Genomic DNA, 25686 nt, shown 5'->3' with positions numbered 1-25686 from the left:
TGAACTGAAATTTTATACAAAAATAGTGAATAATCGGATATTTAATTAAGATTACTGATCGAAAAATCTTTTGGATATCTTACTTTATAACTTACTCTTATTTTTTTTGTTTCAGATGACAAGACTTTAACATTCCAGGTTAAAAATCCTTTTTCTTTGTTCAGTTCTGCATTATCACTCTGAAGAAGCTCAATTTTTACAGATTCATCTTTGCTCAAAGGGATTTGATCTCTTATATCAATATTGATCGCCTCTTTTTTATTATTTCGGACGATAATATCATAAGTAACTGTTTTTTCCTGATACGAAGAGAATAATTTTTCACTTGCCTTATCATTCACTATTTCTTTACGTATACTGATCTTCTTGTCGTCCCCCAGAGTAATGCTCATCTTATCATCTGTCTGATTAGGATTTATTCTTGTTTCTCCTACATACATATTTTCAAAAATAACGCTGGCTGAACCCGAAATCAGATTGTACTTGTTAAAATCTTTAATTTCGGCAACCAGATATGCTGTAGTGCTGTATTTTGGAACCGTATAGTATTTGTATTCTGCAGGAATTTTCATTTGTTTCAAATTAATGAAATGATCTTCATTATTTGAGAGTATATCATAAGGAATATCTGCATCAAAACTTACATTCAGTTGATTTTCATTAATTTTGATGCCATATCCTACCATTACAACTTCTTCAATCTGCTGGGTTCGCAATGTATCTTTTCTGTCAGAATAACCATTGCTTGTTCTTTCTTCATTTTTATAAGAGTTCAGAAACCAGGGATTCATTACCGGAGCCTCATTATTTCTGGAAGATCTTGCATTGATCAGTGAAAGTTTTACTCCTTTCCAGTCAAGTCCCGTATCTTGTCTTACTTTTGCTTTAAAAGTAATATCCAATGGCTCTGTAAGTTTATTTCCTTTTACCTCATAAAAAGGTTCCCAGAAAACATTTTCTGCCAGATATCCTAAATTCATTCTGGCATTCCCTGCTGTATTGCTTACAACTTTCAGAACAAGGACACCGTCGGAAAACGTTTCTTCAGCTTCTGCATTTGCTTTCAAACGGTTTCTTAACCTTTCAAGCTTTAGAATTGTTTCGGTATATTTTTTATTAATATCAAGCTGTGCCAAGCTTATTTCGTTTCTCTTCGTTTTATAATACTCTGTCAGCTGCATTAGCTGTGCAACGCTTGAGGCACTGCTTCCCACCAGAAGACTTTGATTTTTATCTAAAAGCTCCAGTGTTTTCTCGTTGGTCTGTTTTTCTATATTGATTTTTGTACTGAGATTCTCTAAAATACCGATACTATCTTTAATTTTTTTCCCGTTGGGATTATTATTTTCAAAATAATCCGAATTGTAACTGCTTCTATATTGAGCGGAAAGAACGGAAATATCCTTGTTATTGGTATTAATCTGCACCGATTTCTCTACAATCTCATCTGAAATATTGGTTATTACAATCTCGGACGTTCCAGCCGGAACTGATACATTGACTGTATTCTGAAGTTCTGCAGATGTTCTGTAAACGTTTACAGCATTTACTTTTGCTTTTGTGAAAATTGGTTTTTGCGAAAAATGTAAAGCACTTAAAAAGAGAAAAAAGAAAAATAAGTTTCTTTTCATAGTTAATAGTTTTTATTTAAAGTAAGATTTCAAATATACATTAATAAACGCTATACCAAAAATAAGTCTGAAGCAATTCCATCCGCCATAAACCAATGTTTTTCCGGAATTTTCAGATGATTGTCTTCTGTGACTAAAATACCTTCTTCTATTTTGGATTTTATCTCGTGTTGGAAATGCTCAAGAATTTTATCATTGAATTTATTCTTCAGGCTCTCAAGATCTACGCCCCAAGTTGTCCTCAGCCCGATCATGATCATTTCATTGAACTGATCTTCCTGGGAAAGGATCTCTTCTTCTTTGGCAAGAATTCCGGTAAAAAGCTTTTTAATATACTGCTGGTTGTTGGCAACATTCCAGCTTCTGACATCAAATCCGTTATAAGAATGTGCCGAAGGTCCGATTCCGAGATATTCATTATACTTCCAATACGCAGAATTATGCCTTGAATAAAAGCCGGGTTTTGCAAAATTGGATACTTCATAATGCTCAAAACCATTGTCTTTTAAAAAATCTGACAGATAGTAAAATTCTTTATTCTGCTCTTCTTCCTGCGGACCGGCAACTTTTCCTTTCGAAATCCAGTTTTCCAAAGCTGTTTTGGGTTCAACGGTTAACGCATAAGATGAAATATGTGGAACTTCAAGGGCTATGGTTTTGTTTAAATTCTCTTTCCAGATCTCAAGATTCGAGGTTGGAGAACCATAAATAAGGTCTATACTTAAGTTATCGAATCCAAAATCCTGTGCTCTTTTGATGGAACTTTCTGCTTCAGATGCATTATGGGCACGGTTCATCAGTTTAAGATCTTCTTCAAAAAAACTCTGGGTGCCTATGGAAAGCCTGTTGACCGGCGATTGAGCTAATTGTTTTAAAAAGTTTTTATCCAGATCATCCGGGTTAGCCTCCAAAGTAACTTCAATATCGCTATCGAAGCTGAAATACTTCTGCACTTCATCAATCATACCTTTAATTTCATCTGCCGAAAGAATGGAAGGGGTTCCGCCTCCAAAATACAGGGATTTCAGATTTTTATTCTGCAATTCATCTTTTCTAAGCCGGATTTCGGTCTTCATGGCACGGATCATTTCATCTTTAAAGTTTAAAGATGTAGAAAAGTGAAAGTTGCAGTAGCTGCATTTCTGCTTGCAGAATGGAATGTGAATATATATCATAAAAAAGCCCTGAAAATTTCAGAGCTCAAATTTATTTAAATTATATCAGATTAATATCTATATCCTCTATGATTAATAAAGTTGTCGAAGTTATATCCTAAACTGATCATGAAGCTGTTTCCACCATAAGTCTGGATATCAGACATTCCGATGTTGTAAGTAGCTCCGACCATGAATTTATTGAATCTTACTTTAATAACCGGTGCAATCTGAAGCTGCTGGCTGTCGAATCTGTTCTGTACCGTTCTGTAGCTTACTCCGGCAGAGAATGAATTGATATCGTTAAAGAAAGTAGCCATTAAGTTATAGTCGATCATTCTTGTTGAATTGGTGTTCAGGTTGATCAACGCTGATGGCGTTACATAGATATTGTCAGCAAAATGCCAGTCATATCCTAAGTTTAAGAAGAATTTAATTGGGGAAGGCTCAATTCCGTTTACAATAGCCTTATCATTGCTTAGTGCAATATCGTTTACAGACACTCCTGCGAAAATATTTCTGTAGGTAGCAGCTGCCCCGAAGTTGGCATAAGCCATAAAAATATTCCCTTCTTTCCCGATCAATAAAGGATCGTAACCATCTTCAACGTTCACTGAAGTATAGTCGAAGTTCATATTATAAAATGAAACACTGGTACCGAAAGAGAACTGGTCTTTTCTGTCTCCCTCACTACTTAGTGGAATAAAGTATGAAGCTCCCGCTGTAATACCGCCTGCAGAAATAGGTCCATTACTGTCTCTGAAAATAGAGAGCCCTGCTCCTACTCTGTCGAAAATGTTCCCGTTGATTCCTATAGACTGCGTATTTGGAGAATCGCTAAACTTGTCAAATTGTTTGTGGTAATTAGCATTAAGCTGTACGTAGTCGGTCTTTCCGTACTGAGCTGGGTTGAACAGGAATTCACCATCCAGAAGATATTGCTGATAGTATGGTAGTGATTCTTGTGCTTTGTATGCATTTGACAAAAGAGCTAAACATACGATAGCATATAGTTTTCTCATAACAAATCTTGATTTCAATTCAACAAATATAAAAAAATTCTCAATATATTTTTAGTTTTCTAAATAATTTCTCCATTTTTTTACAGCATCCGCCATATCTTTAGGCATTGGGCTCTCAAAATATAATTCCTTTTTAGTTGTTGGATGTATAAACCCTAAAGTATGGGCATGAAGTGCATGTCTAGGGAGAATTTCGAATACATTTTTTATAAACTGCTTATACTTAGGCAGATTCACTCCTCTGAGCGGGGTATGACCTTCATATCTTTCGTCATTAAACAAAGTATGGCCAATATGCTTGAAATGAGCACGGATCTGGTGGGTTCTTCCGGTCTCCAGCTTACATTCTACCCAGGTCATATATCTAAACCTCTCCAAAACCTTATAATGGGTCACGGCATGCTTTCCATGGCTTCCATCCTCATAAACGGACATCTGCATACGGTTTTTAGGATGCCTTCCTATATGCCCTCTTATGGTGCCCTCATCTTCCTGTGGATTTCCCCAGACAAAAGCCCAGTATAACCTTTTTGTCGTTCTGTTGAAAAACTGCTTGGCTAAAAAGCTCAGCGCATATTCGTTTTTAGCGATCACCAAAAGGCCGGATGTATCTTTGTCAATCCGGTGAACAAGTCCTACCCTGTCCAGATCAGACTTCTCTCCATTCTTTTCAAAATGGAAAGCCAGTGCGTTTACCAGAGTTTTGTCCCAGTTTCCGTGGCCTGGATGTACTACCATTCCCGGTTCTTTATCTACAACTACCAGATCATCATCTTCATAAATAATATTCACAGGAATATCCTGAGGAATGATTACATTTTGTCTTGGCGGATGGGCAAGAAGCACTGAAATCTGGTCGCCGGGCTTTACACGGTAGTTCTGTTTTACCGGGGCACCATTGACCACAACATTTCCTGCTCTGCAGGTTTGCGAAATTTTGTTCCGTGAAGAGTTCTGTCTGTATATCAATAAAAATTTATCAATCCTTAACGGCTCCTGGTTTTTATCAACTTTGATATTAAGGTGCTCATATAATCCCTTATTTTCTTCATCAATATCGATATTCTCCAAACTGTCGGATTCTAATAATTCTTCGTCAAAAAAATCTTCGTTATCTTCTGCCATTGTTTTATTTTTTACGCAAAAGGCCCCAACATTTTGCAGTTGAAGCCTATATTTTTTATAATAAATAGTGATTATTCTACTACTATTTTCTTAGCTTTTGGTTTTTGAGCCGGCTGTTGTTGAGCTGTATTTCCGGTAGTTGCCGGTTTATTACCTGAAGTCTGACTGCCGGTTGCAGTAGTTTTAGGCTTTTCTGCTGTAGTTCCTGCAGGTTTAGCACCGGTAGCTGCACTTGTCGTCTTGGCGGGTTCTGTCTTAGCTGGTTCCGGTTTAGGAACTTCTTTTCTTGGTACCGGAGCGGCTACAGGCGGTTCATAATTGGGTTCCGAATAGGTAGGAACCTCTTCATAGTGTACCGGAGGCAGTGAAGTATCTACTTTCATTCTGTAAATAGAATTCAGCTGCTCTACTTTAGCCCTAAGTTCTGCAGGGGTTCTTTTACTGGCCCAAAGGTCAATCTGCATTCCCTGATCTCTTACATCCCCGGAAGCCGGATCCTGATAATAGATAATATCAGATTCATCCTTACTTCCATCCTCATGTTCTACAAGACCTACTTCAAATAAGCTCCTTGCGATTACTGCTCTTGCTTCTTTTACCGAAAGCCCCACCACATTAGGAATAGAAATATTTCTCATAGGTCCTGATCCTACCACAACATCGATCACGGAGAATCTCGGAAGTCGTGAACCCGGATTCACTGCATTACCTTTATATAATACTCTTAAAAGAGCATCTTTCTGAATACTCGGTTCATAGATGGTATCACCGATCTTAAGCCCCACCTGATCCAGTCTCTGGAAAGCCAGTCCTGAATATTTATTGATCACATCCGGAACAGTAATAGGCGCCCAGGTTCTTGGGTTCACTACAATTCTTACCAGTGATCCCGGTTTTACACGCGAGCTGGATAAAGGATGCATCTTTAAAACCTGGAAAGGTTTATATTTAGGATTATATTCCGCACTGTCTACTTCATACTCCAGTCCGGTATCCTCTAATATTTTTACGGCATCATACACCGATTTATTAATAACGTTGGGCACAGGAATTTCCTGACCGTGGTTTGTATGGTACTCCAACCAGCGGAAAGTAAGCCACACCAACCCCACAAAAACACCGATGGCGACTACTAAATTCAGTAAAACTTTCCAATTGAAAAGTGATTTAAGCATACTTAAAAATACTTTAATTATAACGGCAAATATAGCTAATAATTTTAAATGTGCTTTTATTTAATACAATTCATTTTGAATTTTAAAATTTCTGAATTTCCCTTATTGCATTACATAAAATGATTAAATTTGCCTTAATTGATACTATAATGGTTATGAGCAAAAAAAGTGTTGCCGTTGTTATGGGAGGCTATTCGGATGAATATGTGGTTTCCCTAAAAAGCGGTCAGTTGATTTACGATTCTCTTGACAGAAATCTATATGATGTATATAAAGTAGTTATCCTTAAAGATGAATGGTATTTTCTGGGTGAAAACGACAAAAAATATGAAATCAACCGCGGAGATTTTTCAGTAACGCTGGACAACAATGAAAAACTGAAATTCGATGCCTGTTTCAACATTATCCACGGAACTCCGGGTGAAAACGGGATTCTTCAGGCTTACTGGGATGCCATCGGACAGAAGTATACCGGATGTGATTTCTACCAAAGTGCTCTTACCTTCAATAAAAAAGATACATTAGCTGTACTTTCCAAATACGGAATTCCTTCTGCAAAAAGCATTTATTTAAGAAAAGGAGAAAATATTAATGTTGACGAAATTGTCGAAAGTCTTGGGCTTCCTGTTTTTGTAAAGCCTAACCAGTCCGGATCATCTTTGGGAATTTCAAAAGTGAAGGAGAAATCAGAATTAATTGCCGCTACGGAAATTGCTTTCAAAGAAGATGATGAAATCCTGATCGAAAGCTTCCTGGACGGAATGGAAGTTTCTGTAGGCGTTATAGATTTCAAAGGAGAAACTATCGTTCTGGGAATCACCGAAATTGTTCCTACCAACGAATTCTTTGATTATGAAGCCAAATATGAAGGAGCTTCAGAAGAGATTACCCCTGCAAGAATTGATGATGCAACAAGAATCAGAGTAGAAGAAATCTCAAAAAGAGCTTACAATTCCCTTGGAATGAGTGGTTTTTCAAGAAGCGAATTCATCCTTATGGACGGGATTCCTTACATGCTTGAAATGAATACCAATCCGGGATTCTCCCCTGCCAGCATTCTTCCGCAACAGGCAAAAATTTACGGAATATCCATCACAGACCTTTGCGGAAACGAAGTAGAAAAAGCATTGAATAAAAAATAATAGAAGAAATTAGAGGATGGGAGTTGACGATTAAATAGAGGGGAAAATAAAGATTAGCAGTATAATCCTAAACATTTCACACCACATATCCGAAACTCACAACACGTAACTCATCATAACACGTAAAACATGAAAATTGCTGTTTTCCCGGGATCTTTTGATCCTATTACCCTGGGACATTATGATATCATTGAAAGAGCGGCTCCGCTTTTTGACAAACTGATTATTGCCATCGGGCAGAATTCCCAGAAAAAATATATGTTTCCCCTGGAAAAAAGAATGGAATTTATCCAAAATTCTGTTGCCGAATTCCCTAATGTGGAGGTTGACTATTTTGAAGGATTAACGGTAGACTACTGCTTCGAAAAAAATGCACAGTACATCATCAGAGGTCTAAGAAATCCTGCCGACTTTGAATTCGAAAAAGCTATTGCTCATACTAATCGGACCTTGGCCCACAAAAAACTGGAAACCGTATTCTTATTAACCTCATCCGGAAAATCTTTCATCAGCAGTAGCATTGTAAGAGAGATCATCAACCACGGCGGAGAATATGAACTGCTGGTTCCGGATTCGGTGAGGGTGGAGAGATAAATTGTATAATCGATAATTGATAGATGATAATTAATGAATGGCCGAAAATTTGCAGATGCAGGAATCATTCATTAATTATCATTTATCATTCATAAACATATGCACGAACAGTTCAATTTTGCCATAGAAGTACTCGGAACCATATCCTTTGCGATGTCTGGGAGCTTTGCCGCTATGCAGAAACGTCTTGATCCGTTTGGGGTTCTGATTATTGCGTTCGTTACTTCCGTTGGCGGAGGAACTGTAAGGGATCTTCTGCTGGATATTCCGGTTTTCTGGATGCATGACTTGCTGACTTGTGCATTAATACTGGGAACAAGTATTTTCGCCATGATCTTCAAATCGATCGAAAAGAACTTCAAAGTAACCCTTTTTATTTTTGACAGTTTCGGGCTGGGATTATTTACCATTATCGGTGTGCAGAAAGGACTTAATGCAGAAATTCATCCCTTCATATGTATTGCCCTGGGAACGATCACGGGCTGTTTCGGAGGAATTATACGGGATATTCTACTGAACCGGATTCCACTGATCTTCAGGAAAGAAATCTATGCTACAGCGTGTATTGTCGGAGGATCCGTTTTCCTTTTAATGACAAAGTATATACCGCTTTCCTATACATTTATACAGATATTTACAATTCTATTAATTGTTGCCATCAGGACTCTGGCTGTAAAATACCAATGGCAGATACCCAAATTTTACGGCCATGATCATAACTCGGAAATGTGATCACTGTTTGGTTTAAAATAAAAAAGCACCTGGATCAGGTGCTTTTTCGTTTTGTATTTTCTTAGAAGAATTTTCCTCTCTGTCTCATATTCGGGTTATGCATATGCTTTTGCATGGATGGCATTTTCAGCTGTTCTTTCATCATTTTAATCTGGTCTGTCATCATTCCCGCGCTGTCTAATCTTTTTGCCTCTTCCAGAAGTTTCTGTCCTTCCTGCTTTCTTCCTTTGGAAATAGCTGCTGCTGCAAGATTCAGTGTAGCCATCGCTCTGTCATGTTTCATATTCAAACCGTATTCCAAAGCTTTCTTCATTAGAGGTTCCACTTTTGCAGGATGTTCTTGTGCTTGTGTCAGTCCCAACAGGTAGTGAAAATATCCATACTGGGATTTATGAAGCTGTGCCTGGTAATTGGTAATTCCGTTTAACCATTGTGCTGCCTTTTCCATATTCTGTTTTCTCAGCTGCCAGAAGGCAAGAAGAATATATTCATTCTTGAAGAATAGTATGATAGGTATTGCTGCCAGAAGGAAAACTACAATTCCCCAGCCCAGATTTCTTGTGAAAATCATCATGTAAAGTCCTAAAAGGATAAGAACTGCTGCAACTGCAATTTTTATGTACTTATTCATTATTCAGTTTTAGAAGTGCAAAGATAGAAAATTTAGAGGTTAGAAGCTAGAGGTTACCTGTTAGAATTTTCGCTGCTATTCACTCTTGATTCTTTCATAGGTCTGAAAACAAAAATCATATGGATTCTTTTCATCTTTTTCATGACATATTTCGTCAGTCTTTTTCCAGATTTTTTCATTGATCTTTGGAAAGAAGGTATCGGCCTCAAGGTCAGCTTTTACTAAAGTAACTTCCAATTTATCAACAATTTCCATCGTCTGTTCATAAATATTCCCACCACCGATAATGAAAACCTCTTCATCAATCTTTTTGGCAAATTTTACGGCTTCTTTAATGCTTCCTACGATCAGAATTCCTTCTTCAAACCAGTCTTTCTTCCTGGAAATAACAATATTGGTACGGTTAGGCAATGGTTTACCTATACTTTCATAGGTTTTTCTTCCCATAATAACCGGATGTCCGGAAGTAATATCTTTAAAGTGCTTCAGGTCTTTAGGAAGATGCCACAGCAGTTTATTTTCAAAACCGATCTCGTTCTTCTCTCCCATTGCCACCACTATTGTTGTCATTCTGATAATTTTTTACAAAATTAGCACATAATTTGTATATTTGGTTAGCACAAAAAATTTAAAAAAATAAACTATGAAAAATAAAGGCTGCCTGAGCGCAGGAACTATCGGTATCGCACTGCTTATTATTGTAGGTGTAATATTCTTCTGGGGAAAAAACGGTTACAATAATTTCGTTTCGAAAGAACAGAACGTAAATTCCAAGTGGTCCAATATAGAAACTGTATATCAGAAGAGGGCCAATCTTATTCCAAACCTGGAAAGAACGGTTAAATCCTATTCAAAATTTGAACAGGAAACTCTTACAAAAGTGGTTGAAGCCCGCTCAAAAGCTACGTCTATCAACGTTGACCCAACGAATATGACAGAAGCTGACATGGCAAAATTCCAGGCCGCACAGGGGGAATTATCCGGTGCATTAAGCAGATTGATGGCGGTAGTGGAATCTTACCCTAACCTGAAGGCTGACCAGCAGTACATCAACTTCCAGAGAGAATATACGGCGATTGAAAACAGCATCAGAACTGAAACAGTTTATTATAATGATGCTGCGAAAGATTACAACACAACGATCAAAACGTTCCCGAATAATATTCTGGCAAATTTTACCAACTTTAAAGAAAAACCTTTCTTCAAGGCTGAAGCCGGTGCTGAAAAAGCTCCTGAAGTATTTAAATAATAATGAATCGTTTTCTGACAAATCAGCAGATCAATTCCCTTGTGGAGGCGATACAATCGGCAGAAGAACATTCTACAGGCGAGATCCGGGTCCATATCGACTCGAACACGGAAACAGAGAATGCACAAACTGCATTTGAAGTGTTCAAGGAGCTTTGTATGAATAAAACTACCGACAGAAATGCAGTGCTTTTCCATGTGAATTTCGAACAGAAATACCTGACCATTATCGGAGATATCGGAATTCATGAAAAAGTACACCAGTCGTATTGGGATCACCTGCACGACTACATTACTACTGAATTTGCCAAAGGAAATTATTATAAAGCTTTAAAAAGCGGTATCCTGGAAACCGGTCTTGAACTCAAAAAATATTTTCCTGTAGAAGGAGAAAACCCCAATCAGCTTCCTAATGAGATTACGTTCTCTTAAAATAGTATTTTCATTCATATTCCTCTGCTTTTACACTTTTGTATCAGCACAGTATACGATTCCGCAAAAACCCGCGGTCTTATATCCTGTGTTTGATGAAGCAGGGTTGCTTACCCAGCAGCAAAAAGATGAGCTGAACAATAAGCTGATCAAATTTTCGGATTCTACCTCCACAGAAATTGAAGTAGTCATCATTCCTTCTACCAAAGGAGAAGACGTTAACTTTCTGGCAACCATGTTCGGCGAGAAATGGGGAATCGGAAAAAAAGGCGTGGATAACGGTGTTGTTTTCCTGATTGCTACTGAAGACAGGACCATGTCTATCCAGCAGGGAAGAGCTGTGGAACAGTATCTCACAGCTTCCGTGGCGGGTCAGATCCTTGATTATATCGTCACTCCCAATTTCAGGCAGGGACAGTGGTATGAAGGGATCAACCGTGGTACTTCCGCAATCATGGAAGCCGTTCAGGGAAAATTCAAACCAGTAGAAGAAACCTCACCTTCAGGAAATGGAAGTGCATTTAAGATCCTTATCATCGCATTTGTGATTTTCATTCTTCTGGCAATTATCTTCGGTAACAGAGGCGGAGGACGAGGCGGCAATAATGACGATGATGATGTGATCATTACCAGAAGAGGACGGAGAAATTATCCTGGTGGATTCTTCCCTTTCCCGGGCAGCTTCGGAGGAGGCGGTTTTGGTGGTGGAAGTTCCGGCGGCGGTGGATTCGGCGGCTTTGGAGGAGGAGGCAGCTTTGGAGGAGGCGGTGCATCCGGCGGATGGTAATAAGAAACATAACAAAATTCAATATAATCGGGCGGTCTGCCCGATTTTTTATTTAATATATTAAATACTAGCTATTTATTTGTTTATTTTAACATTAAATTCAATTTTAATTATTGAAAAATTAATAAAATCACATAAAACCCATTTTAAATTCAATATTTTTTCGTTATATTTACTGAAAACAGGTATATGAAAAAGACGCTGGTAGTTTTTGCACATCCCTATTTAGAGCACTCCAATTCTAATGTAGAGCTTATTAATTTCTATGTCCGCCACCAGCATTTTACCCTTAGAGACCTTTACGAAGAATATCCTGATTTTCATATTGCAGCGTTCAGGGAAAGGAAAAGATTAAAAAATTATGACCGTTTTATTTTTCAGTTTCCGCTTATCTGGTTCGGAATGCCGCCTTTATTAAGGCTATGGATCGATGAAGTTTTTGACCGCGACTGGCTCAAGGAAGGCGAAACCAATCCGCTGGAAGGCAAAGAAATTTATATCCTGGTAACGACCGGAGGAAGAGAAAGGTCATTCAGTAAAAACGGAACCTACCAGTACACCGTAGAGGAACTGATCAGCGGACTGATTGTTTCTTTAAGGGTTTTCAAAGCTGATATCAAGCACATTAAAATTGTTTATGAAGCCCATAAACTAAGCAAAAAAGATATTATTTTACATAAGAAAGAATTTACAGAACTCCTCAACCAATAATAGTATATGGAATCCAGTTTAGCAATGAATACATTAATTTTTCTTGGTGTAGCCATTATTATGGTTCCACTTGCGAGAAAATTTGGGCTGAGTTCCGTGATAGGATATATTTTGGGAGGCATCATTATCGGCCCTTATGTTCTGAGGCTTACCGGGAAAGATGTTAACGATATCATGCACGCCAGTGAGTTTGGTGTGATTATGCTTCTTTTCCTGGTGGGACTGGAGCTGGAGCCAAGGAAATTCTGGGAAATGCGGAAGAAAATTATAGGTTTGGGACTTACGCAGATGCTGCTTTCCATTTCACTTCTGTTCCTTGTTTTCATCAGTGCCGGATGGAGGATAGATAAAGCTGTTGCCATCGCGATGTGTTTTGCACTTTCCTCCACAGCTATTGTACTGCAGACCCTTCAGGAAAAAAATAACCTTAAAACCCTTGCAGGAGAGGCTTCCTTCTCCACGCTTCTGTTTCAGGATATTGCCGTGATCCCTATTCTGGCGATTCTACCGATTATTGCCAATTATAAAGCAAATCATCATGATAATGACATACAGATTCTGATCCAGAAACTCCCGGAATGGCTGCAGGCAGGGACGGTGATCTTAGGAGTAGCTATTTTGATCCTATTGGGAAGATATGTATTTGTTCCATTTTTAAGATATGTTTCAAAGTCAGGAATGACGGAACTGCTTACGGCATCCTCATTATTCCTTGTCATAGGGGTTTCAGAGCTTATGGTAGCCATAGGACTTTCGCCGGCACTGGGCGCTTTCCTTGCAGGGGTAATGCTTGCCAACAGCGAGTTCAGGCATGAACTGGAAGCCCAGATTGATCCGTTTAAAGGTTTGCTTTTGGCTGTATTCTTTGTAAGTGTAGGTTCTACCATCAATTTTAATATTATCCAGCAGGACCCACTGTTTATTTTTTCTACTGTTTTTGCCGTATTGATTGTAAAATTTGTGGTTTTATATGCCATTGGAAAGTTTTTTAAGATTGATACACCGCAGAGTCTGTTTTATGCATTTGCCCTTTCCCAGGTAGGGGAATTTGCCTTTGTTTTAATTAATTACGCTTCGGATCTTTACCTGTTAAGCCCTGAACTCAACGCACAAATGATGGCGGTTACTGCCATTACCATGTGTATTACCCCTATCCTTCTGATTATTAATGATAAATTGATTACGCCTAAGTTTATCAGGGAAGTTCCTGATACGGATAATGATTTCAATATTCTGGACAATACCGTTAGCCAGAAGAAAATCATTATTGTAGGTTTCGGACATTTCGGAAGTACGGTGGGCCGACTTTTAAAGGCTAATAAAATTTCAGCAACGGTTCTGGACAGGGATTCCGACCGGGTGAAGCTGTTAAGGAGCTATGGCTTCAAAGTATATTACGGAGATGCTACCAGAATCCCTATTCTAAGAGCTGCAGGAATTGAAGACGCTGAAATTTTGGTTCTCTGTCTTGATGATCCTGATGATAATAAATTTATTGCTGAACTGGTAAGGGAACATTATCCCAAAGTCAAGATTTTTGTAAGAGCTAAAAACAGGATTGATGCTTATAATTACCTCAACAACGGCATTGAAAATATTTACCGCGAAACCTTGGGAACCGCTGTAGATATGGCTGTTGATGTTCTTCACGAAACGGGTATGAGAAAATACGCGGCAAGACGTCTCGGACAAAGATTTATGGCGATAGATAAAGCCTCTATCAGAAGACTGGCCAAAGCAAAGGATGATGATGAGATCTTATTGTTCACCACAAAAGAAATCCTCCAGCGGGAGGAGGAATTACTGGCTTATGATAACCTTAATTTTGATAACAAAGATTGGGAAGGTTCCTCGTCAGCAGATGAAGAAGAAAATGACGAGGAATCCTCCAATTAATTATTATTGAATACTGACGCTTCCGCCACTACTTTCCTCCTTGGTTACATTTTTAAGCTCTCCTCTTTTAGCAATATCCACACTGCCTCCTGATGAAGCTTCAGCATTTACGGATAAAACCGCGCCGATATGAACACTTGCCCCACTGGAGGCTTCAGCTTTTACATTATCTGCAACAAGTTCTTTAGCTGAGATGCTGCTTCCTGATGAGGAAGTGACGTCTGCATTTTTAGCTTTCCCGGAAATATCAATACTGGCTGCCGAAGAAGCATCAACATCAAGATCCACTGCCCAGACTTTTCCGTTGAAGCTGCTGCTGCTGTCCGCCGAGATATCAAAATCATTGGCCTCAAGATCTCCGGAAACACTTGCTGCGCTGGATATTTCAATATCTACTTTTTCCTGTGTAAATTTATCTTTCACATGGATACTTGCCGCAGAATTGGCAACAAGTTTTGAGAAATCTTTTGCATAAATTTTTGCCTTCACATTATGGCTGTTCATCACCCTGATGCCTCTTTTATAATGAATATGAAGCTTTCCGCCGCTGTTGTCTACCAGAATTTCATTGATGATGTTTTCCGGTGCGGAAATAACCACTTTTTCTGTTTCAGACTTGATGATTTCCGCTTCTATCGCCTGGGAAACTTCAATCTCATCAAAATCTCCCTTAAATTCTTTCTCTCTCACCGGGCCGCTTTCTTTGTTGATCACATTATCTACCCACCCGTTGTCTTTATCATTATTATAGTTATTTTCACCATTTCTTCGGTCATGTTTATCATTACATGCGGTCATCAGCGCGAAGGCTGAGAATACAAAAAGAGTTGTTGATTTCATGTTTACTGCTTTTATAAATTAAGTTTTAATATCTTTATACTTTAATAACAACTAATTTATGAAAAATATTTCATCGGTATTGTTAATTTCTGCTCTGGCACTTAATCAATCTTGTACTACCATGAAGAAAACCGACACTCAACAGGAGACTCCTGTTACCGATCCATCCCTGTCTTCAAACCCTTTTATGAAGAAAAGCAAGCTTCAGTATGAGGCTCCGGAATTCGATAAAATTAAAAATGAACATTTCAAACCGGCTTTCGATTTCGGGCTTAAACAGCACGATGCTGAGATTCTGAAAATTGCCAACAACCCGGAAGCTCCTACTTTCGAAAATACCATTGTAGCCCTGGAAAAAAGCGGTGAGGTTTTAAAAAGAGCCACCATTGTATTTTCTAATCTTACAAGCGCAAATACCAACCCTACCCTTCAGGCTTTAGATGAAGAATACGCTCCCATTTTTGCTGCGCATTCCGATAAAATGTACCTGAATGAAAATTTATATAAAAGAATCAAGTCTATTAAAGAAGACGGTTTGGATCCTGAAAGCAAAAAACTGGTTCAGTATTACAAGCAGAATTTTGAAATTGCAGGAGCCAATCTTTCTTCGGCTGATAAAGAAAAACTAAAGCAGATCAATCAGGAGCTTGCTTCACTTTCTACTCAATATGCCAATAAATTACTGGAAGCAAGAAAACAAGGAGGCGTATTTTTCTCTGATGCCAAGGAACTGGACGGGCTTTCTGCCGATGAGATCGAAGCTGCGGCGGCTGATGCCAAAACCGCAGGACAGCCGGGAAAATATCTTCTTGCCCTTCAGAATACAACACAGCAGCCTCTACTTCAAAATTTGAAGAACAGAGCAACAAGAGAAAAACTGTTCAAAGCATCGTGGCTGAGAGCTGAAAAAGGTGATGGAAATGACACCCGCGAAACGATTGAAAAGCTTGCTAAGCTAAGGCTTAAAAAAGCTCAGATCCTCGGCAAGAAAAGCTTTGCCGAATGGAAACTTCAGGACCAGATGGCTAAAACACCTGAAGCCGCTACGAAGTTGATGAACCAGATCGCGACCCCTGCTGTAGAAACAGCAAGACGTGAGGCAAAAGATATCCAGGACCTCATCGATCAGCAGAAAGGAGGCTTCAAAGTAGAACCTTGGGACTGGAACTTCTATGCAGAACAGGTAAGAAAAGCAAAGTATGATCTCGATGAAAACCAGATCAAACCTTATTTTGAAGTAACTACTGTTTTGGAAAAAGGAGTTTTCTACGCCGCGGAAAAGTTCTACGGACTGACATTTAAAAAGAGAACGGATCTTCCTGTTTATCATCCTGATGTGGTAACTTATGAAGTTTTTGACCATGACGGAAAATCTATTGCGATCTATTATCTTGATTTCTATACAAGAGATTCTAAAAACGGAGGCGCCTGGATGAGCAACTTCGTGGAGCAGTCTTATCTTTTAGGAACAAAACCTGTGATTGTCAACTGCTACAATTACCAGAAGCCGGCTCCGGGAAAACCTTCCCTGATCAGCTATGATGATGTTTCCACAATGTTCCATGAATTTGGGCATTCTATCCACGGAATGTTTGCAAGCCAGAAATATCCGTCGCTTTCAGGAACGAGTGTTCCGAGAGACTTTGTGGAATTCCCTTCACAGATTAATGAGCATTGGGCACTGGATCCTGTAGTTCTTAAAAACTATGCAATTCACTACGAAACGAAACAGCCGATTCCTCAGGCTTTGGTTGATAAAATTAAAAAAGCAGCTACTTTCAACCAAGGATATATGACGACAGAGCTTGTTTCTGCTGCTGCTTTGGATATGGATTGGCATACCGTGACCAATGAAAGCCAACTAATTCCTGTTCTTGATTTTGAAAAACAGTCATTGGCCAGTCATGGATTTACCTTAGCGACAGTACCACCAAGATACCATACTCCTTATTTTGCCCACATCTGGGGCGGAGGTTACTCTGCAGGATATTACGCTTATCTTTGGTCTGAAACTCTTGACAATGATGCATGGGAATGGATTAAAAACAATGGCGGACTTACCAGAGAAAACGGAGACCGATTCAGAAAATATATTCTTTCTGTAGGAAATTCTGTAGACCTTAACCAGGCATTCAGAGATTTTACAGGTCATGATCCGGACATTAAGCCTTTATTGAGAAACAGAGGTTTTATAAAATAAATTATACAGAGAAGCATTCGAAAGGGTGCTTCTTTTTTTATAAGTTTTGGCTAAAGCCGATGAAATAATTCTGTTTGATTAAATGGGCTAAAGCCCATTTCTATTGAATATTGGAATTGCCACTATGGTTATTGCTTTTCTGCAATTTCGAATCAACAGGCTTTAGCCCGTTTCTATTGATAAAATCTCTATTTTTGTGCTCAATAAAAATTTGAAATATGGACTGTCCCTGCTGCTCGGGAAAATCTTACGAAGAATGCTGCAAGCCTTACCATACCGGAGAAAAGCATGCTCCTACTGCAGAAGCTTTAATGCGTTCCCGGTTTTCAGCATTTGCCGTTCCGAATGGAGACTATTTAATGGAAACCACATCTCCGGTTAAAAGACAATTTCACAATAAAAAAGATCTGCAGGAATGGGGTGAAATTAATACCTGGACAAAACTGGAAATTATAGATAAGCTATCTGTGAGCAAAGTTGAATTTAAAGCCTACTATACTGATGAGGAGGGGCATCAACATATTCATCATGAATTATCGAAATTCAAAATGATTCAAAACCGTTGGTTTTATGTGAGCGGAGAATTTTTAGAATAAAAAAATGTCCGGAAAAAATCCGGACATTTCATTATGGTTTAGTGGGCATCTGTCCCGTCAATTCCATGAGAGTGGCCATGTGCCAGTTCTTCTTCCGTTGCCGGACGTGTGTTTAAAATTTCTACCTGGAAATCTAAAACCTTTCCAGCCATTGGATGGTTAAGATCCGCTACGACTCCTTCAGGAGTTACTTCCACTACAAACGCCTGGAAATTATTTCCCTGACCGTCGGATAGAGGCAAAATAGCCCCTACAGGCGGAGTTCCTGATTCCTGGAACATATCAAGCGGCAACTGCACGATTGAATTCGGATCTTTTTCTCCGTAAGCTTCTTCAGGCTGAATCACAAAAGATGCTTTATCACCTGCTTTCAGACCCTGAATATTCTGTTCAAACTTTGGAATCATTCTTCCTACACCGTATAAAAATGTAAGCGGATTTTCTGCTGTTGTTTCTTCTACAAGAATCTTACTTCCATCTTCTTCGATGGTATGAAGTATGTAACTTACTGCTACAACATGGTTGTTTTCAATTGTCATATTTTTTCTTTTTTTCGTGATGCTTTCACGATTAACATCACAAATATACTATTTTTGAAATGATTGGCTGTGTAAACCCGTTAAAACAAAAATCCTTTTTAATCTCTTCTTTTTGATTCGTTCTTTTTTTTCTGTCTTAATACATAGAGGTACAGGCTTTCCACTTTGGTTCTGGCCCAGGGAGTTTTTCTGAGAAACTTCAGTGACGAATTAATGCTGGGGTTATCTGTAAAACATTTTATATTGATCTGCTCACCAAGTTTCTCAAAGCCTTCATAATATTCTACCAGTTCTTCAAGAATGGCATCGAGTCTTTTTCCGTGCAGCGGATCTTTGGATTGTTCCTGCATTGCTATTTTTCTGTAAAAGTAATATAATTATATGATTAAGATTTCTAAAAAAATCCTGCTGGTATACAACAGGATTCTATTTTAAAGCTTCTGAATAGCCGGTTTTACTTTTTCCCCGAATAATTCAATGGATTTCATCATAACATCGTGAGCCGGATCGCCTACATCCATATGCCCGATAAATCTTGTGATACCAAAAATCTCTTTCATGTAGGCAATTTTATCAGCCACTTCTGCCGGACTTCCTATAAATAGAGCTCCGTCTTTACTTCTTCCACCGTCATACTGCATTTTGGTGTAAGGAGCCCAGCCTCTGGATGCCCCGATTCTGTCCATCTGGGATTTATAATTATTGAAATAACCGTCTACAACAGCCTTGTCATCACTTACAAAAGTGTGTGAATGAATGGCAATCTGCATTTGAGATACGTCGTGCCCTGCCTTTTGATATTCCTGTTTGTAGAATTCCACCAAGTTTTTAAACTGTACAGGCATTCCTCCAATGATTGCTACCACTAAAGGCATTCCTAATTTCGCAGCACTTAAAACAGATTGTGGAGTTCCTCCTACCGCTCTCCAGATTGACAGTTTTCCATCATTTTTCGCTCTCGGATAAACGGTTTGATTCTGCATAGGTGCACGAAGCTTTCCTGACCAGGTTACATTTTCTTCTGAATTGATCTTTAACAGTAGTTCCAGTTTTTCATCAAAAAGCTCTTCATAATCATTCAATGAATATCCATACAATGGAAATGATTCGATAAAGCTACCTCTTCCTACAAATATTTCAGCTCTTCCGTCTGATATAAGGTCCAAAGTTGAAAAATCTTCATATACTTTTACAGGCTCTGAAGAACTTAAAACCGTTACTCCGCTTGCCAGCTTTATATTTTTAGTGATACTTGCCGCTGCAGCCAGTACCATTTCCGGTGACGAAACTGCATAATCCGGACGGTGATGTTCTCCCATAGCAAAAACATCAAGTCCTACCTCATCCATTAATTTCACCTGATCCAGTATTTCACGGATCTTAACACCTGCATCTCTATATTTTCCGGTTGCCTGGTCAAAAGCCAGGTCACCAAACATTCCTATTCCTAATTCCATATTTCTGAATTTATGTTTTACATTTTAGATAAGCAAAATTACGAATGATGAAGATCAAAAGCATTGATCTTTGATAAGAACGGATTTCTGAGTTTATTACTAAATTAAAAAATCCAGCCTGACGGCTGGATTTTCCTATTATTTCTTCAGATACTGATCAAAGTAATCCGTTACTTTCTGCATCAGGTGAACACGGTCTTTCCCGATCACATTATGCGGATGTCCCGGATACACAAAATAATCCAGCTGAACTCCATTATCTACAGCAGATTTTATAAACTTGATGGAATGTTGCCAAACCACTACATCGTCCTGAGCGCCATGAATCATCAGCAATTTCCCTTTCAGATTCTGAACTTTATCCAGAAGATTAGCCACTGCATATCCCTGAGGGTTTTCCTGTGGCGTATCCATATATCTTTCACCGTACATAATTTCGTACATTTTCCAGTCGATCACAGGACCTCCGGCAACACCAACTTTGAAGACATCCGGATTGCGAAGCATAAAGCTTGTGGTCATAAATCCTCCAAAGCTCCATCCGTGAATACCCATTCTCTGGGAATCTACATAAGGAAGTGACTTTAAGTAATCTACACCCTTCATCTGATCGTTCATTTCGGTAGTTCCTAGGTTTCTGAACACTGCCTGCTCAAATTTCATTCCACGGTTGGCAGAACCTCTTCCGTCCATGGTGAAAATAATGTATCCGTTTTGCGCCATGTATTCGTACCAAAGGTTTCCTGATGCCGGGAAGGTATTGGTTACAAGTTGCAGGTGCGGTCCGTTATAAAGGTAAACGATTACAGGATATTTTTTGTTGGCGTCAAAATCTGTCGGAAGGATGATCTTTCCGTAAAGCGGTGTTCCGTCATCAGCTTTTAATTCTACATTTTTAATTTCAGGTCTCTGATAGTTTTTCAATGTATTTTCTGCCGTAAGAATATTTGTAGATTTTGCCGTATTGGTATTAATAATATTGACAGATCTGGGCGTACCTGCATTGCTGTAAGTATCATAAAGGTAATTCCCGTCGCTGCTCAGGATTCCTGTATGTACACCTGCCGCATTATCAAGACGCTGCATTTTAAAGTTTGTCCAGTTGATCTTGTACAAATGCTTTTCCAGAGGCGTTTCTTTCGTAGAAGTGAAATAGATTTCCTTTTTCTTATCATTAAAGCCCAAAATATCTGTTACCAGCCAGTCTCCCTTTGTGATCTGGGCAATAAGCCCTTTTTCAAGACTATAATGGAACAAATGATTATAACCGGTTCTCTGACTTTGCCAGATAAAGTCTGTATTGGAATTCGGGAAAAAAGTAAGCGGATGCTGAGGCTCCACATATTTATCGCTGGTTTCTTCAAACAGGGTTTTTACCAGATTTCCTGTAGCTGCATCGTACTGATTCATTTTCATGTGATTCTGCCCACGGTTCAGAACAGCAACAAAAATATATTTTGAATCCGGACTCCAGGTAACTGCTGTCAGATACTGGTCTTTTTCGCCATCAATCTTCAGGAAAGTGGTTGACTGATTTTTGATATTGTAAACCCCTAAAGTTACCTCATGGGATTTCTGCCCCGCCATTGGATACTTGATATTATGGTTTACTGCCGGCGTTACGGACCAATCTATAACGGGATAATCCGCTACCATTGTCTGATCCATTCTGTAAAATGCTACTGCTTCTGAATTCGGTGCAGGGAAAATTCCTGTATCAATTCCGAATTCATTTCTGTGGACTGTTGCACCTCCGTTGATGATATTTTCATCAGAATCATTGGTTACAGCAACTGTTTTTCCGTTTTTATTAACAAATAAATTATTCTTTACGGTGAATGCAAAGGTTTGGTTATCTCCGAATACTTTCACATTGGATGCATTTCCGTCTAATGCAGCTGTCTTCACCTTCCAATCGTTTCCGGATTTTTCGATCCAGAACATTTTATCATTGGCATTAAAATAACCGCTTGACCCGCTGATGAATTTAATCTGTGGAACAGCTTTCAGCTGAGCATCAGAGAATGATCTGTTCAACTGGGTTAAAGATACAAGTGTATCCTGTTTGTTGGTCTTAAGATCAGTAATCAGATAACCGCCTTTTACAGCCTGGATATACGATTTACCATCTGCAGTCCAAGAAAACTGGGAAATATTTTTTACGGCCAGATTTGTTCTCAGTCCGTTTACTGCCTCCGCCATTGTAAATTTTTGGGTCTGTGCTATTGCAGAACCACCCAAAACCAGCATCAATAAAGAAAATCTATATAATTTCATTGTATAAAATTGAATCCTTCAAAAATAAGAAATAAAAACCATCCGTTAACAAATGTTAAAATAAAACATTCATAAAACAGAATTAATGTACTGATAAAAATAAATCCTTAACTTAATGGTAGGAAAAAGCGGGAAGAATTAGTGTGAATGGTGAATCATCAATGGTGATTTTTTTCAGTACTAATAATCATTATTCAATTGAAATCTTGGGCGAAATATCTATCGTCAATGGTGAATTTTTTCAGTACCATTAATTGACCATTCACCTATCAATTTCATTTCTTAACCTAAATCAATGATTTGTATATGTTCCCCACCCTACATTTGCAGTATTAATAACAAACAAAAATACATACAATGGCAACAAAATGGAACCTAGACCCAACGCATAGTGAAATTACTTTCAAAGTAAAACACATGATGATCTCTAATGTAAAAGGAAGCTTCAGAAATTTCAACGCTGAAATTGAATCTGAAGATGACAGCTTCGCCAACGCTAAAACTACAGCTACCATACAGACTGATTCTGTATTCACGAACAATACAGACAGAGACAACCATTTGAAATCAGCTGAATTTTTCAATGCGGAACAATATCCTACTATTACATTCGAGTCTCAGGCTTTAAATGATAAAGTAACCGGAAATCTTACTGTAAACGGTATTACAAAACCTATCACTTTAGATGTAGACTTCGGTGGAATTAACGTTGATCCGTGGGGAAATACAAAAGCCGGATTTTCTTTTGAAGGGAAAATTAACAGAAAAGATTACGGACTTAACTGGAATGCAGCTCTTGAAGCAGGAGGTGTAATGGTAAGTGATGAAGTAAAAATCGCCGGAGAATTACAGTTTGTAAAACAGGCATAAAATAGATCTGGTTTTTGAGAATATCTCAAAAAACTATCATAAAATTAACGTACAAAAGGTTCAGGGATTTTTCTAAAAGCCTTGAACCTTTTTCAATAATTACTTATTTATGAATCTCAACGATCTGCAAAATATCAGCGATAATTTCAGAAATACCCAAAGAATGCCTGTTCTGTTTTTAGGGCATGGCTCACCAATGAATGCTATTGAAGAAAATCAGTTTGTACAGGGTTTCAGAAAAGCGGCTCAGGAAATTCCGAAACCTTATGCCATTTTGTGCGTTTCTGCCCATTGGTATACACAGGGAACTTTTGTAACAGCAATGAATATGCCCAGAACAATCCATGATTTCGGAGGTTTTCCGAAGGCATTATTTGATGTGCAGTATCCTGCTCCCGGAAGCCCTGAACTGGCCAGAGAAACAGCTGAGCTTTTGGCTCCAGTTTTAGTGGAGGAAGATCACAACTGGGGACTTGACCACGGCGCATGGTCGGTAATTAAACACATGTATCCTGATGCTGATATTCCGGTCATACAGCTGAGTATAGATTATACCCAACCTCCGCAATATCATTTCGATCTTGCCAAAAGGCTGAATAAACTCCGCGAAAAAGGAATTCTGATTATCGGAAGCGGGAATATTGTCCATAATCTCCGCCTGATCGACTGGAAAAATATTGACACGGTAGGTGCCGGCTGGGACTGGGCTGTTGAAGCGCGTGAAAAAACCAACAACTGGCTTCTGGACGGAAATTTCCAGAATATTATAGATTACCAGAAACAGGGCACATCGCTCCAATATGCTGTCCCTACACCGGATCACTATCTTCCGCTGATCTATACATTAGGTTTAAAGGATAAGGCCGAAAACCTTTCCTTATTCAATGATGAACTGATCGGAGGATCTCTAAGCATGACCAGTGTAAGAATAGGATAACCAGCATATGAAATTGCAGTTAAAAAAAGGAATATCATCAATCCGTGCCGCTCAGGCAGATTGAGATATTCCCAATATTTTATATTATAATGACTTATTGTACTGCTTTCAGAACATTGATGTTTCCGTAGCCATAATTTGAATTTACAGTAGGATAATAGGTGGCAGACTGTCTCATTTTATTCAGCACCTGTTCTCTTGTCCATGACGGATTTTTGGCCCAGACCAGAGCCGCAATACCTGCTGTAGCAGCGGTAGCCACTGATGAACCGCCTACATAATCAGCCTGATTGTTGTAATAACTTAAAACCGGAACTGTATTTCCGTTCGCTCTTTCCATCTGGAAGGTAAAATCGATCTGGCTTCCGGAGTGGCAAACGTCACATTTCTGATTGGAAGTTCCTTCTTTTACTCCCGTTACGGCCTGTGTTTCGGACATACTTGCCGGGAAAATCACGCCGACAAAATTGGTAAAACTGGTAGAGGTTCCTCCTGCACAAAAAATCAGTTTTCCTTTGGAATAGGCGTATTTCACTCCATCTTCAATCTTTCCGACGGAGAAAATATGTCCCATGGACATGGAAATAATCTTCACACCGGCATTATTGGCAAGATCAGTGAATGCTGTTTTTACGCCATTCTGTTCACTGGAAGTTTCAAGCACAACATTGGAAGCCGCGCGATAAGTAATAAGATTGGCATTGTAAGCAACTCCTACAGGAAGTCCTGCATTATTTTTCGGGGCTGCCATTACAGAAGCCATCTTTGTTCCATGCCCGCACTGATCAGCCGGACCGTCTGTAGTGGATCCGTTGACATATGATCCGAATTTGCTGATTGTTCTTCCGGAAGATGCTCCGGTATTGAAACTGCTTCCCAATAAGGTCTGTTCGGGCGAAACTCCGGTATCAATCAATCCTATGGTCACTCCTGCTCCCGTACTGTAGCTCCATGCATTAGGAATATTGTGCTGGGTAAAGGCCCATGGAATTTTAGCATTAGGAGCTGTTGTAGTATAATCTGCGGCATTTAAAACAGCAGAATCAAATCCACAGCCTGAAGAACCACTTGATTTTGCATTGGGATTGAGGCTGTTTTCTATTTCAAAATAATGATAATCTCCCGGCTCTACATAGCGTATGGTTTTCATTTTTCGCAGTGCTGTAATAGTTTCTTCCTTTTCTACGACAACATCTATCTGATTAAGATACTGATCGGAAGAAATCAGAAATCTGGTCGGCTCAACACCTTCCTGCTGTCTGATAACATCAAGAATTTCAGCTTCCATTGCTTTGCTGTTTGCCGACAGGCTTCTGTCGAAATCATCTTTTGATGCTCCAAAGCCGATGGAAACCATCCTGTTTCCCCTGAAAACTGCACTCCAAAGCAAGTGGTCCGAAGCGTTTTTCCAGTTAAATGTTCCGCTGTTTTTGATCGTACTGTTAATTTCCGAATTGATCTGTTTCCCTGTTAAAGGATCTTTCTGAACAACTTGAACAGATGGATTTTCGGTCTGAAGTTCATCCCTGGTACACGAATTCAATGTAAGGAACAGTGCCAGAAGGTAAAATACACTTTTTTTCATAGTATTAATTTTATGGTTTGGAACCACAATATAACACTTTGATGTGAATTAAAAGCTTATAAAAAATGAATTTAGTATTACCTGAATATGAATCTTTATATGCAG

Annotated in this window: 25 protein-coding genes; 12 read left to right on the top strand and 13 right to left on the bottom strand. The window is 38.9% G+C overall.

Going from position 1 to position 25686, the window contains the following annotated elements; genetic code table 11:
• Nucleotides 1-41: 41 nt before the first annotated feature.
• The 5 genes from BUB03_RS19215 to BUB03_RS19195 form a co-directional block, all read right to left on the bottom strand.
• Complete coding sequence (locus BUB03_RS19215; RefSeq protein ID WP_073066219.1) at nt 42-1631, bottom strand: DUF4139 domain-containing protein; 1590 nt, start codon at nt 1629-1631, stop codon at nt 42-44.
• A 50-nt stretch (nt 1632-1681) separates the two neighbouring features.
• The gene (gene hemW, locus BUB03_RS19210) at nt 1682-2806 is read right to left on the bottom strand and encodes a radical SAM family heme chaperone HemW (protein WP_073066216.1); all 1125 of its coding nucleotides are present in this window, start codon (nt 2804-2806) and stop codon (nt 1682-1684) included.
• A 50-nt stretch (nt 2807-2856) separates the two neighbouring features.
• Complete coding sequence (locus BUB03_RS19205; protein ID WP_040996994.1) at nt 2857-3807, bottom strand: PorP/SprF family type IX secretion system membrane protein; 951 nt, start codon at nt 3805-3807, stop codon at nt 2857-2859.
• A 51-nt stretch (nt 3808-3858) separates the two neighbouring features.
• On the bottom strand, nt 3859-4932 hold the full coding sequence (locus tag BUB03_RS19200; RefSeq protein ID WP_040996996.1) for an RluA family pseudouridine synthase: 1074 nt from the start codon (nt 4930-4932) through the stop codon (nt 3859-3861).
• A 71-nt stretch (nt 4933-5003) separates the two neighbouring features.
• Nucleotides 5004-6107, bottom strand: a complete 1104-nt coding sequence (locus BUB03_RS19195) for a PASTA domain-containing protein (RefSeq protein ID WP_040996998.1) — start codon at nt 6105-6107, stop codon at nt 5004-5006.
• Between the two features lie 155 nt (nt 6108-6262).
• Between BUB03_RS19195 and BUB03_RS19190 the strand changes: the two genes are divergently transcribed.
• From BUB03_RS19190 to BUB03_RS19180, 3 genes are all read left to right on the top strand, one after another.
• Nucleotides 6263-7249, top strand: a complete 987-nt coding sequence (locus BUB03_RS19190) for a D-alanine--D-alanine ligase (RefSeq protein WP_073066571.1) — start codon at nt 6263-6265, stop codon at nt 7247-7249.
• Nucleotides 7250-7378: 129 nt separating this feature from the next.
• A complete protein-coding gene (gene coaD / locus BUB03_RS19185; RefSeq protein WP_027373487.1) occupies nt 7379-7843 on the top strand; it encodes a pantetheine-phosphate adenylyltransferase in 465 nt (154 codons plus the stop codon).
• 99 nt (nt 7844-7942) lie between these two features.
• Nucleotides 7943-8575 carry a trimeric intracellular cation channel family protein gene (locus BUB03_RS19180; RefSeq protein WP_073066213.1) on the top strand — a complete coding sequence of 211 codons (633 nt, stop codon included), beginning with the start codon at nt 7943-7945 and terminating at the stop codon, nt 8573-8575.
• 61 nt (nt 8576-8636) lie between these two features.
• Here the strand turns inward: BUB03_RS19180 and BUB03_RS19175 are convergent, their stop codons facing one another.
• Both BUB03_RS19175 and BUB03_RS19170 read right to left on the bottom strand, forming a co-directional pair.
• Nucleotides 8637-9206, bottom strand: a complete 570-nt coding sequence (locus tag BUB03_RS19175; RefSeq protein ID WP_040997002.1) for a membrane protein — start codon at nt 9204-9206, stop codon at nt 8637-8639.
• A gap of 75 nt (nt 9207-9281) precedes the next feature.
• A complete protein-coding gene (locus BUB03_RS19170; RefSeq protein WP_040997004.1) occupies nt 9282-9776 on the bottom strand; it encodes a dihydrofolate reductase in 495 nt (164 codons plus the stop codon).
• A gap of 73 nt (nt 9777-9849) precedes the next feature.
• On the opposite strand from BUB03_RS19170, the gene BUB03_RS19165 reads away from it, so the two are divergent.
• The 5 genes from BUB03_RS19165 (at nt 9850) to BUB03_RS19145 (ending at nt 14280) form a co-directional block, all read left to right on the top strand.
• Nucleotides 9850-10455, top strand: coding sequence for a LemA family protein (locus tag BUB03_RS19165; protein ID WP_040997006.1), 606 nt, complete (start codon nt 9850-9852; stop codon nt 10453-10455).
• Complete coding sequence (locus tag BUB03_RS19160; RefSeq protein WP_073066212.1) at nt 10455-10886, top strand: TPM domain-containing protein; 432 nt, start codon at nt 10455-10457, stop codon at nt 10884-10886. The genes BUB03_RS19165 and BUB03_RS19160 overlap by 1 nt, the downstream gene beginning before the upstream one ends.
• A complete protein-coding gene (locus tag BUB03_RS19155) occupies nt 10867-11673 on the top strand; it encodes a TPM domain-containing protein (RefSeq protein ID WP_073066209.1) in 807 nt (268 codons plus the stop codon). Before BUB03_RS19160 ends, BUB03_RS19155 begins: the two co-directional genes overlap by 20 nt.
• Before the next feature lie 189 nt (nt 11674-11862).
• Entirely contained in the window at nt 11863-12384 is a 522-nt protein-coding gene (locus BUB03_RS19150; protein ID WP_073066207.1) for an NAD(P)H-dependent oxidoreductase, read from the top strand.
• Between the two features lie 6 nt (nt 12385-12390).
• On the top strand, nt 12391-14280 hold the full coding sequence (locus BUB03_RS19145) for a monovalent cation:proton antiporter-2 (CPA2) family protein (protein WP_040997015.1): 1890 nt from the start codon (nt 12391-12393) through the stop codon (nt 14278-14280).
• A gap of 3 nt (nt 14281-14283) precedes the next feature.
• On the opposite strand, the gene BUB03_RS19140 is transcribed toward BUB03_RS19145, so the two are convergent.
• Nucleotides 14284-15120: a head GIN domain-containing protein gene (locus BUB03_RS19140; RefSeq protein WP_073066204.1), complete on the bottom strand. Its 837-nt coding sequence runs from the start codon at nt 15118-15120 to the stop codon at nt 14284-14286.
• A gap of 58 nt (nt 15121-15178) precedes the next feature.
• On the opposite strand from BUB03_RS19140, the gene BUB03_RS19135 reads away from it, so the two are divergent.
• Entirely contained in the window at nt 15179-17320 is a 2142-nt protein-coding gene (locus tag BUB03_RS19135) for a M3 family metallopeptidase (RefSeq protein WP_040997018.1), read from the top strand.
• A gap of 218 nt (nt 17321-17538) precedes the next feature.
• Nucleotides 17539-17916, top strand: coding sequence for a YchJ family protein (locus BUB03_RS19130; protein ID WP_073066201.1), 378 nt, complete (start codon nt 17539-17541; stop codon nt 17914-17916).
• Between the two features lie 38 nt (nt 17917-17954).
• Here BUB03_RS19130 and BUB03_RS19125 read toward each other — a convergent pair whose 3' ends face one another.
• The 4 genes from BUB03_RS19125 to BUB03_RS19110 form a co-directional block, all read right to left on the bottom strand.
• On the bottom strand, nt 17955-18455 hold the full coding sequence (locus BUB03_RS19125) for an FKBP-type peptidyl-prolyl cis-trans isomerase (protein ID WP_040997023.1): 501 nt from the start codon (nt 18453-18455) through the stop codon (nt 17955-17957).
• Between the two features lie 98 nt (nt 18456-18553).
• Complete coding sequence (locus tag BUB03_RS19120; protein ID WP_040997025.1) at nt 18554-18805, bottom strand: VF530 family protein; 252 nt, start codon at nt 18803-18805, stop codon at nt 18554-18556.
• Between the two features lie 81 nt (nt 18806-18886).
• Entirely contained in the window at nt 18887-19912 is a 1026-nt protein-coding gene (locus BUB03_RS19115; RefSeq protein WP_073066199.1) for an LLM class flavin-dependent oxidoreductase, read from the bottom strand.
• A 138-nt stretch (nt 19913-20050) separates the two neighbouring features.
• Nucleotides 20051-22189: a S9 family peptidase gene (locus tag BUB03_RS19110; RefSeq protein WP_073066196.1), complete on the bottom strand. Its 2139-nt coding sequence runs from the start codon at nt 22187-22189 to the stop codon at nt 20051-20053.
• A gap of 357 nt (nt 22190-22546) precedes the next feature.
• On the opposite strand from BUB03_RS19110, the gene BUB03_RS19105 reads away from it, so the two are divergent.
• Together BUB03_RS19105 and ygiD are read left to right on the top strand one after the other, a co-directional pair.
• Nucleotides 22547-23059: a YceI family protein gene (locus BUB03_RS19105; protein ID WP_040997027.1), complete on the top strand. Its 513-nt coding sequence runs from the start codon at nt 22547-22549 to the stop codon at nt 23057-23059.
• A gap of 109 nt (nt 23060-23168) precedes the next feature.
• The gene (ygiD, locus tag BUB03_RS19100; protein WP_073066194.1) at nt 23169-23996 is read left to right on the top strand and encodes a 4,5-DOPA-extradiol-dioxygenase; all 828 of its coding nucleotides are present in this window, start codon (nt 23169-23171) and stop codon (nt 23994-23996) included.
• Between the two features lie 94 nt (nt 23997-24090).
• On the opposite strand, the gene BUB03_RS19095 is transcribed toward ygiD, so the two are convergent.
• Nucleotides 24091-25581 carry a S8 family peptidase gene (locus BUB03_RS19095; RefSeq protein WP_073066192.1) on the bottom strand — a complete coding sequence of 497 codons (1491 nt, stop codon included), beginning with the start codon at nt 25579-25581 and terminating at the stop codon, nt 24091-24093.
• Between the last annotated feature and the right edge of the window lie 105 nt (nt 25582-25686).

This window comes from Chryseobacterium oranimense (genome assembly GCF_900129755.1).
GTDB classification, from domain to species: Bacteria; Bacteroidota; Bacteroidia; order Flavobacteriales; family Weeksellaceae; genus Chryseobacterium; species Chryseobacterium oranimense.
This window is presented reverse-complemented; position numbering and strand designations above follow the sequence as displayed.

Coding starts and splice junctions, on each gene's coding strand:
- BUB03_RS19215 (WP_073066219.1), bottom strand. CDS start 1,631: ATGAAAAGAAACTTATTTTTCTTTTTTCTCTTTTTAAGTGCTTTACAT.
- hemW (WP_073066216.1), bottom strand. CDS start 2,806: ATGATATATATTCACATTCCATTCTGCAAGCAGAAATGCAGCTACTGC.
- BUB03_RS19205 (WP_040996994.1), bottom strand. CDS start 3,807: ATGAGAAAACTATATGCTATCGTATGTTTAGCTCTTTTGTCAAATGCA.
- BUB03_RS19200 (WP_040996996.1), bottom strand. CDS start 4,932: ATGGCAGAAGATAACGAAGATTTTTTTGACGAAGAATTATTAGAATCC.
- BUB03_RS19195 (WP_040996998.1), bottom strand. CDS start 6,107: ATGCTTAAATCACTTTTCAATTGGAAAGTTTTACTGAATTTAGTAGTC.
- BUB03_RS19190 (WP_073066571.1), top strand. CDS start 6,263: ATGAGCAAAAAAAGTGTTGCCGTTGTTATGGGAGGCTATTCGGATGAA.
- coaD (WP_027373487.1), top strand. CDS start 7,379: ATGAAAATTGCTGTTTTCCCGGGATCTTTTGATCCTATTACCCTGGGA.
- BUB03_RS19180 (WP_073066213.1), top strand. CDS start 7,943: ATGCACGAACAGTTCAATTTTGCCATAGAAGTACTCGGAACCATATCC.
- BUB03_RS19175 (WP_040997002.1), bottom strand. CDS start 9,206: ATGAATAAGTACATAAAAATTGCAGTTGCAGCAGTTCTTATCCTTTTA.
- BUB03_RS19170 (WP_040997004.1), bottom strand. CDS start 9,776: ATGACAACAATAGTGGTGGCAATGGGAGAGAAGAACGAGATCGGTTTT.
- BUB03_RS19165 (WP_040997006.1), top strand. CDS start 9,850: ATGAAAAATAAAGGCTGCCTGAGCGCAGGAACTATCGGTATCGCACTG.
- BUB03_RS19155 (WP_073066209.1), top strand. CDS start 10,867: ATGAGATTACGTTCTCTTAAAATAGTATTTTCATTCATATTCCTCTGC.
- BUB03_RS19150 (WP_073066207.1), top strand. CDS start 11,863: ATGAAAAAGACGCTGGTAGTTTTTGCACATCCCTATTTAGAGCACTCC.
- BUB03_RS19145 (WP_040997015.1), top strand. CDS start 12,391: ATGGAATCCAGTTTAGCAATGAATACATTAATTTTTCTTGGTGTAGCC.
- BUB03_RS19140 (WP_073066204.1), bottom strand. CDS start 15,120: ATGAAATCAACAACTCTTTTTGTATTCTCAGCCTTCGCGCTGATGACC.
- BUB03_RS19135 (WP_040997018.1), top strand. CDS start 15,179: ATGAAAAATATTTCATCGGTATTGTTAATTTCTGCTCTGGCACTTAAT.
- BUB03_RS19130 (WP_073066201.1), top strand. CDS start 17,539: ATGGACTGTCCCTGCTGCTCGGGAAAATCTTACGAAGAATGCTGCAAG.
- BUB03_RS19125 (WP_040997023.1), bottom strand. CDS start 18,455: ATGACAATTGAAAACAACCATGTTGTAGCAGTAAGTTACATACTTCAT.
- BUB03_RS19120 (WP_040997025.1), bottom strand. CDS start 18,805: ATGCAGGAACAATCCAAAGATCCGCTGCACGGAAAAAGACTCGATGCC.
- BUB03_RS19115 (WP_073066199.1), bottom strand. CDS start 19,912: ATGGAATTAGGAATAGGAATGTTTGGTGACCTGGCTTTTGACCAGGCA.
- BUB03_RS19110 (WP_073066196.1), bottom strand. CDS start 22,189: ATGAAATTATATAGATTTTCTTTATTGATGCTGGTTTTGGGTGGTTCT.
- BUB03_RS19105 (WP_040997027.1), top strand. CDS start 22,547: ATGGCAACAAAATGGAACCTAGACCCAACGCATAGTGAAATTACTTTC.
- ygiD (WP_073066194.1), top strand. CDS start 23,169: ATGAATCTCAACGATCTGCAAAATATCAGCGATAATTTCAGAAATACC.
- BUB03_RS19095 (WP_073066192.1), bottom strand. CDS start 25,581: ATGAAAAAAAGTGTATTTTACCTTCTGGCACTGTTCCTTACATTGAAT.